General features: G+C 62.9%; 5 protein-coding genes. 4 read left to right on the top strand and 1 reads right to left on the bottom strand.

The window, feature by feature from the left end; genetic code table 11:
• A partial coding sequence (locus ACO48X_RS10755) for a chromosome segregation SMC family protein (protein ID WP_485002081.1) occupies positions 1-1,463 on the bottom strand: 1,463 nt, incomplete at its 3' end.
• A 224-nt stretch (positions 1,464-1,687) separates the two neighbouring features.
• Here ACO48X_RS10755 and ACO48X_RS10750 point away from each other — a divergent pair.
• The 4 genes from ACO48X_RS10750 to ACO48X_RS10735 all read left to right on the top strand — a co-directional run.
• The gene (locus ACO48X_RS10750; protein WP_485002080.1) at positions 1,688-2,329 is read left to right on the top strand and encodes an ABC transporter permease; all 642 of its coding nucleotides are present in this window, start codon (positions 1,688-1,690) and stop codon (positions 2,327-2,329) included.
• A complete protein-coding gene (locus ACO48X_RS10745) occupies positions 2,322-3,680 on the top strand; it encodes an ABC transporter ATP-binding protein (protein WP_485002079.1) in 1,359 nt (452 codons plus the stop codon). The genes ACO48X_RS10750 and ACO48X_RS10745 overlap by 8 nt, the downstream gene beginning before the upstream one ends.
• Positions 3,677-4,426, top strand: coding sequence for an ABC transporter permease (locus ACO48X_RS10740; RefSeq protein WP_485002078.1), 750 nt, complete (start codon positions 3,677-3,679; stop codon positions 4,424-4,426). The genes ACO48X_RS10745 and ACO48X_RS10740 overlap by 4 nt, the downstream gene beginning before the upstream one ends.
• A 2-nt stretch (positions 4,427-4,428) precedes the next feature.
• On the top strand, positions 4,429-5,059 hold a 631-nt coding region (locus ACO48X_RS10735; RefSeq protein ID WP_485002076.1), incomplete at its 3' end, for a glycine betaine ABC transporter substrate-binding protein.

The following is a 5,059-nucleotide window of genomic DNA, read 5'->3' as shown; positions in this document are numbered from 1 at the left end:
TGAGCGTTTGCCTCCCGCGAAGCTGTCTGGGACCTCGTCTCCAGCAAGCGGGAGCGCGCCTCCTCCAGCGCGGCCGCCGCGGCGCTGAGCTCCGCGGAGCTCGCCTCGTGGCGCTCGGTCAGCGGGTCTTCAGCTTGGGCTCCGGCCACAATGTCCTGCTCGAGCCTTGCCACTTCGGCCTTTGCCTGATCGGCCCGCCGTTTCGCCGCCTCCAAGCTTTCGCCTGCCCTGCGTTTCTCAGCTTCGAGGGCTTCGACCCGGCTTGACGCAGCGGAGATCTGTCCGGCCATCCTCGCGGCGTCCTCGCGCTTGTCGGCGGCGGCTTTGGCGAGGGCGGCACGCTCGCGCTCGGCCCGATGCTCGGCGTCCTCGGCATCTTCACGTTCGGAGATCGCTGCCGTGAGGGCATCTTGCGCGGTCGCGGCCCGCTCCCTCAGCTCGTCCTCTTCGGCGCGCGCCCGATCGGCTCGCCGGACGATGTCCTCCGGCCTCTCCCCGTGGAAAGGCCTCGCCGCAGACGCGAGAGATCGCTGCCTTTCACCGGCGAGCTGACCCAAGGAACGGAAGCGCTCTTCCAGAGAGGACGCTTTCTCCCACCTTTCAATGAGCGCAGCCAGCTTGGGATTTGCAGCGGCGGCCTCGGCCTCGAGTCGGGCGAGCCGCGCTTGGGCGTCGCCAACTCGCGCCCTCTTGTCCGCCCGCCGTTCCGAGAGCTTCGATTCGTCCACCTCGTGCGACTCGACCCTTGCCTGCTGCTGCGCGAGATCGTCGGCCAGCAGCCGCGCTTTGGCGTCGCGGGCCTCGGCCTGCATGACCTGGGCCTTGCGGGCGGCTTCCGCCTGCCTCGCCAAGGGCCCGAGCTGCCTGCGCAATTCGGCCGAAAGATCCTCGATCCTCGCCAAAGACCCGCTCATCGATTCGAGTTTGCGCAGAGCCTTCTCTTTCCGCCGCCGATGTTTGAGGACTCCGGCCGCCTCCTCGATGAACCCTCTGCGGTCCTCCGCGCCTGCTTTGAGCACTTCGTCAAGCTTGCCTTGGCCGATGATGACGTGCATCTCACGCACCATGCCCGTGTCTGAAAGGAGCTCCTGGATGTCGAGCAGCCTGCAGGACGCGCCGTTGATCGCGTACTCAGATCCCCCGCTGCGGAAAAGCGTTCTGGAGATCGTCACTTCCGTGTAGTCGATCGGCAAAACCCCGTCGGAGTTGTCGATCGTGAGCGAGACCTCGGCCCTGCCGAGAGCCGGACGCTTGGACGTTCCCGCGAAGATGACGTCGGCCATATTGCCTCCGCGGAGATTCTTCGCTCCCTGTTCTCCCATCACCCAGGCCAGCGCGTCGACGACGTTGGACTTGCCGGACCCGTTCGGGCCGACGACGCAGTTGATGCCCGGCTCGAACCTCAAAGTGGTGGCGGCCGCGAAGGATTTGAACCCTCGGAGCGTCAAAGTCTTCAGGTGCACATACACACGATAAGACACATAGGCAAATTACGTGATCTTTCTGGCCAGCCAGCTATAATGTATCCCCCATTTCTCGCGGATCTTAACGATCCCATACTCTCCGAGAATCCACATGTCAAGTGTGAGCACACCCCTTGACTTATCGGATAGACTGGGGAATGATATGTCACCGTACGAGACAATCCCCAAATGTCGTACCACTACACGGGGAGTGAGAATACCCAGTGGTTAATTTTATCTTAGAAAGAAGGGACCAGATACTCTTCGCCGCCTGGCAGCACCTTTCGCTAGTCACGCAGTGCTTGCTGTTGGCGACCGTCATCGGAACGGTCATTGCGGCGCTCAGCTATCGGAGCAGTCTGTTTACATCCCTTACAAACAATATTTCCGCCATAGGGTTGACAATACCTTCGTTTGCCCTTATTGGCTTGCTTATAGCGCCAGCGGGTTTCGGAGTTTTGCCCGCAGTCGTCGTCGTGACGTTCTACGCGGCCCTGCCGATCCTGCGCAACGCCCTCGTCGGCTTTTCCGGCGTCGACCGCAATATTGTGGAAGCCGCCAGAGGCCAAGGAATGTCGAAGTCCGCGACCTTCCTCAAGGTCGAGCTTCCACTCGCCTGGCCCGTCATCTTGGCGGGAATGCGGATTTCGGCGCAAATGTCCATGGGCATCGCGGCGATCTCCGCATACGTGCTCGGCCCCGGGCTCGGAGGCTACATCTTCTCCGGCCTTTCGCGGCTCGGCGGGGCGAACTCCTTCGAGTCCGTCCTCACCGGCGTCGTGGCCATCATTTTGCTGGCGTTCATACTCGACGGTCTCCTCGTTCTGCTCGGCCGTCTGACGATTTCACGAGGTATCAATGTCTGAGAACAATTCTGCCAACCCGACCCTCGGGACCGATTCCGCGACCGACGACCCTTCGATCACCGGCGCGACGATCATCTTGGAGGAGGTGACGAAGGACTATGGCGGCGCCCAGCCCGCGGTCGACCATCTCACGCTTGAAATCCCCGCCGGCCAGACGGTTATGTTCGTCGGACCGTCGGGATGCGGCAAAACGACGACGCTGAAAATGATCAACCGGCTCATCGAGCCCACATCCGGCCGCATCGTGATCAACGGCGACGACGTCACGCAGATGAACGGCGACAAACTGCGCCGCCACATCGGCTACGTCATCCAGGCGGGCGGCCTCCTCCCGCATATGACGGTCGCCGAAAACATCGCCATCGTCCCCAAACTCCTCGGATGGGACAAGAAGCGGATATCCGAACGCGTCGATGAGCTTCTGGACCTCGTTTCGCTCGAGCCCGGCGAATACCGCAACCGTTATCCCAAAGAGCTCTCAGGCGGCCAGCAACAGCGCGTCGGCGTGGCGCGCGCCCTCGCTGCGGATCCGCCGGTCCTCCTCATGGACGAGCCTTTCGGCGCCGTGGACCCCATTACCCGTCAGCGCCTCCAAGACGAGCTCATCCACATCCAGTCCGAGCTCCACAAGACGGTCGTCTTTGTCACGCACGACTTCGACGAGGCCATCAAACTCGGCGACTGGATCGTCATCTTCAACGTCGGCGGCCAAATCATGCAGTACGACACCCCCGACCAGATTTTGGCGAATCCCGCGAACGAATTCGTCGAAGACTTCATCGGCTCAGGCGCGGGCCTGCGCCAGCTCGGCCTCGCGAGAGTCAGCGCTGTTCAGCTCAAGGAAGCCGTTCGCGCCCGCCCGGGCGAAGACACGCGCGAGGTCGCCAAGCGGATCAGGGACGCCGGCGTGCGCCACGCGGCGGTTCTCGACCTCAAAGAACGTCCGGTGGGATGGGTCACGCCCAAGCAGCTTTTGCGCACGGACCGGGTGAAGACCAAGTACTCCGACGATTTCCCGCTGGTGGGCGCCAGCTCGTCGCTCGACGACGCCCTCGACGCCATGCTGGTTGCGGGATCGACCGAAGCGCTCGTCCACGGCAAGCGGGGCAAGTTCCTCGGACTCATCACGGTCAACACCGTCATTCGAGCCATGGAGGAGATCTCCTCGAAGAATCCGGAAGACACCCCCGACGCGCCGATGGGGCACAACGCGGGAGCCTCCACGGACGACGCCGACTCCGAGGCCGTCGACTCCGAAGACGGATCGCAAGCTTCCGAAGGCTCCCAGCCCGCCGAAGCGGAGTCCCCCGAGGCAGACGCGACCCTCGAGAACAGCGGTGAAGGCGTATGACCAAGGCAAGGAAAAAGGTCAATGGATTGACGTGGAGGAGCCTGCTCGTCCAGCCCATTGCCCTGCTCATCATTCTCATCGTCATGCTGACATGGCTGAACACCGCGGATTTGAGCGAAACAGAGAAAGTCACCCTCGCCTCCGCCCAGCTGCAAAGGCTGACTTTGGAGCACCTCAATCTGACGGTCGTATCGGCGGTCATCGTGCTTGCGTTGGCCATTCCCATGGGGATCATCCTCACGAGAAAGCCGTTCCGACGCCTGTCCACGCCCGTCATGGTGCTCGCAAACATCGGACAGGCCGCTCCGACGGTGGGCCTCGTCGTCCTTTTTGCCTTCTGGCTCGACTTCGGATACAAAGCGGCGCTGGCAAGCCTGGTGGTCTACGCGTTCCTGCCCGTCCTGAAGAACACGATGGTGGGCCTGCGGGCGGTCGACCCGAAACTCGTCGAGGCCGCCCGAGGCATGGGAATGTCAAGCCCGGCCATTCTCGCCAAGGTAGAGCTTCCCCTCGCCGTTCCGGTCATGCTCGCGGGCATCCGCACGGCGCTCGTTCTCCTCGTGGGAAGCGCCACGCTGGCCACATTCGTCAAGGGCGGCGGCCTCGGCCTCCTCATCACGACGGGCGTCAACCTCAACCTGACCCGGGTGCTTGTGTTCGGATCCTTGCTTGTCGCGGTTCTCGCGCTCGCCGTCGATTGGGCGGCACGCGTCGTCGAATTTGTCTTCTACCCGAGGGGGCTGTGAATATGAGAGCGAAACGAAAACGCGCGCTTCCGCCGCTCGCCGCCTGCCCGACCAGCCTGTCGGCGTGCGGACTCCAGCCGTCGACTTCCGGCATCGAGCCCGTCGGCCCGGGCAAGATCAAGCCGATTCCCGGGGCCAAGGGCATAAAAGTCACCGTGGGGTCGAAGGCTTTCACAGAGCAGCTGATCCTCGGCAAGATCGCGGTCTACACCGCCGAGGCCTCCGGTTTCGACGTCGTCGACATGACGAGCGTCCCAGGCTCGCAGCCCGCCCGTCAGCTTATGGTCAACGGCGAGACGAACCTGGGCTGGGAGTACACCGGAACCGCATGGCTCACCTATATGGGCCACACTCACGGAATGGCCAATCAGAAGGCGCAGTGGAAGGCAGTGAGCGATCAGGACCGCCCCAACGGAATCACCTGGGGCAAACCCTCGAAGCTCAACAACACCTACGCGTTGGCGGTGCGCGAGGAATACGCGAAGGAAGAGGGGATTGAGAAACTCTCCGACATCGCGAAGCTTCCCCCTGCCAAACGGACGCTATGCGTGGACGCAGAGTTCAACTCCCGCACCGACGGCCTCAATCCGCTGCTCAGCAAGTACGGAATTCCGCGCGGAAACCCCAACGGCG

Source organism: Peptidiphaga sp., assembly GCF_057238965.1.
Note: the sequence above shows the minus strand (reverse complement) of the source record. Positions and strands in the feature narration are given on the sequence as shown.

What these genes read in the sequence shown, in the direction of transcription:
- ACO48X_RS10740 (WP_485002078.1), top strand. Translation starts at nt 3,677, where the DNA reads ATGACCAAGGCAAGGAAAAAGGTCAATGGATTGACGTGGAGGAGCCTG.
- ACO48X_RS10745 (WP_485002079.1), top strand. Translation starts at nt 2,322, where the DNA reads ATGTCTGAGAACAATTCTGCCAACCCGACCCTCGGGACCGATTCCGCG.